General features: G+C 67.5%; 3 protein-coding genes. All 3 read left to right on the forward strand.

From position 1 onward, the window contains the following. Nucleotides 1-382 (forward strand): SDR family oxidoreductase (locus tag G3N97_RS37855; protein WP_205997860.1); only part of this gene is annotated, 382 nt, incomplete at its 5' end. A 388-nt stretch (nucleotides 383-770) separates the two neighbouring features. Continuing rightward, nucleotides 771-2087: an MFS transporter gene (locus G3N97_RS37860; protein ID WP_205997861.1), complete on the forward strand. Its 1317-nt coding sequence runs from the start codon at nucleotides 771-773 to the stop codon at nucleotides 2085-2087. 46 nt (nucleotides 2088-2133) lie between these two features. Then, the coding region (locus tag G3N97_RS37865) for an FAD-dependent oxidoreductase (RefSeq protein ID WP_205997862.1) at nucleotides 2134-2886 on the forward strand (753 nt) is incomplete at its 3' end.

A 2886-nucleotide genomic window follows, 5' to 3' on the forward strand; every position in this document is an offset into this window, starting at 1 on the left:
ACAACCCGCCCCTATGCGACGGACGCGCGGACGCGTAGTGGCGGGGAGTGCGTTCGTCGCGCACCGCTATGGCGCCGACGCGCCGTTCGCGGCCACGGCCGCCGCGAAGGCCGCGCTCGAATCGCTCGCGAAAACGGCCGCCGCCGAACTCGCGCCGCACGGCGTGAGCGTGAATTGCGTCGCGCCCGGCTACACGCGCAAGGACGCCGGCCCCACGCCGGAGAACGCCCCCGCGTGGGCGCGCGCCGCCGAAGTCACGCCGCTGGGCCGCGTGGCCGATCCCGCCGATGTCGCCGAACTGATCGCCTTCCTGCTTTCCGACGCCGCGCGTCATATCACCGGCCAGACCATCCACATCGATGGCGGACTGACGCTGGGCTGATTCCCGCGCGCGCGTCGCGCATTGGTTCGCTCGCTAGCGAATCAAACGCTACGCGCGACACCTAGCTCGACATCTGCGCCACGTCGCGCTCCATCAGCAAACCGCGCACGCAGCGCAAACATCGCTCACGCACATCGCACGTGAAGCGAACACGCGTGCACCATCGCGCAAAATCGCGAACGAAAGCGCACACAATGGCCCGCTTCCTTACGGCTTCCCTGGCCGCGACAGCCTGTCGCACCGTAAAATAGCGCCGTTCGAGCATCGGCGGCCCGCCTGCAGCGCGCGCCTCGACGCATCGCCAGCGGCCCGCGCCACCGGACGCCGCTTTCGCCACCCGTCGCCACGCCGGTCGTGGCGCGCACAACAATCCTGGGGACGACGCGCGATGGCAGCATTTCAATGGTTCAAGGAACTGAACGCACGCGAGCGCCGCACGCTCTACGCGGGCTTCGGCGGCTACGCCGTCGATGCGTTCGACTTCATGATCTACTCGTTCCTGATCCCGACGCTCATCGCCACGTGGGGCATGACGAAAAGCGAAGCGGGCATGATCGCCACCAGCTCGCTGATTTCGTCGGCGATCGGCGGCTGGCTCGCGGGCATCCTCGCCGATCGCTACGGCCGCGTGCGCGTGTTGCAATGGACCATCGCCACGTTCGCGCTCTTCACCTGTCTCTCCGGTTTCACGCACTCGTTCTGGCAACTGCTCGCCACGCGCACGCTGCAAGGCGTCGGCTTCGGCGGCGAATGGTCGGTCGTCACGATCATGATGGCCGAGACGATCCGCTCGCCGCAGCATCGCGCCAAGGCCGTCGGCACCGTGCAGAGCAGCTGGTCGTTCGGCTGGGCCGCGGCGGCGATTCTCTACTGGGCCTTCTTCGCGCTGCTGCCCGAGGAATACGCGTGGCGCGCGTGCTTCTGGATCGGCATCCTGCCCGCGCTGTGGATTCTCTACGTGCGCCGCAACGTGAGCGACCCCGAAGTGTTCCTGCAGACGCGCCGCGCGCGCGAGGCCGGCGACGTGCAAGGCCACTTCCTGCAGATCTTCGCGCCCGCGCATCTCGCGACCACGCTGCTCGGCAGCGCGCTGTGCACCGGCATGCTCGGCGGCTACTACGCGATCACCACCTGGCTGCCCACCTATCTGAAGACGGTGCGCCATCTGTCCGTGTTCAACACGAGCGGCTATCTGATCGTGCTGATCGTCGGCTCGTTCACGGGCTATATCGTCGGCGCGATTCTGTGCGACAAGATCGGACGGCGCGCGTCGTTCATCCTGTTCGCGATCGGTTCGTTCGCGCTCGGCATGGCCTACACGATGCTGCCGATCACCGATGCCGCGATGCTCGCGCTCGGCTTTCCGCTCGGCATCGTCGTGCAGGGCATTTTCGCGGGCGTCGGCGCCTATCTTTCCGAGCTTTACCCGAACGCGATCCGCGGCTCGGGACAGGGCTTCTGCTACAACCTCGGACGCGGTCTCGGCTCGTTCTTTCCGATCCTCGTCGGCACGCTCGCGCAGACCACGACGCTCGTGAAAGCGATCGGTACGGTGGCGGGCGCGGGCTATCTGCTCGTGATCGTCTCGGCGCTGTGTCTGCCGGAAACGAAGGGCAAAGTGCTGGCCGATCATGGTGCGTCCGACGTCACCGACAAGCCAGCCGAAGCGGCCGCCCAGCCGCCTGCGGACTCCGCTGCACGATGAGCCCGAACATGCTGCAATACCTTCCGTCCCTCTCAATACGACCGGCATGAAAACGATCGTCCTCGGCGCCGGTGTGATCGGCGTCGCTACTGCGTACTATCTGAGCGAACGAGGCTGCGACGTCACGGTCATCGAGCGCGAGCCGGGCGTCGCGCTCGGCACGAGCTTCGGCAACGCGGGCGTCATCGCGCCCGGCTACGTCACGCCGTGGGCCGCGCCGGGCATGCCGGCCAAGCTCCTCAAATATCTGCTCAAACCCACTTCGCCGCTGATCTTCCGCCCCGCGCTGGACGCCGCGCAGTGGCGCTGGATCGCGCGCTGGCTGCGCGAATGCGACCTCGCGCGTTTTCGTGTGAACAAGCAGCGCATGCAGCGCATCGCTTACTACAGCCGCGAATGTCTGCACGCGTTTCGCGCGCAGCATGCGTTCGAGTACGGTCGCAGCCAGGGCTATCTGCAACTCTTTCGCAGCGACTACGACGTCGAACTCGCGCAGCCCGCGCTGAACGTGCTGCGCGACGCGGGCATCGCGTATCGCGAACTCGACGCCGATGCCTGCGCGCAGATCGAACCGGGCCTCGCGTGGTCGCGCGTGAAGCCGGTGGCAGGCATCTATCTCCCCGACGACGAAGCCGGCGACTGCGCGCGCTTCACGCGCGAGCTGCGCGCCGTGTGCGAGGCGCGCGGCGTGAAGTTCGTCTTCGATACCGAAGTGCTCGCGCTCGAATCCGCGGGCGGCAAGGTGACGGGCGTGCGCGTGCGCGCGGTGCCGGGCCGCGAGGCGCGCAACCGCCGCGAA

This window comes from Paraburkholderia sp. Ac-20347 (genome assembly GCF_017104805.1).
Classification (GTDB): domain Bacteria; phylum Pseudomonadota; class Gammaproteobacteria; order Burkholderiales; family Burkholderiaceae; genus Paraburkholderia; species Paraburkholderia tropica.

What these genes read in the sequence shown, in the direction of transcription:
- G3N97_RS37860 (WP_205997861.1), top strand. Translation starts at nt 771, where the DNA reads ATGGCAGCATTTCAATGGTTCAAGGAACTGAACGCACGCGAGCGCCGC.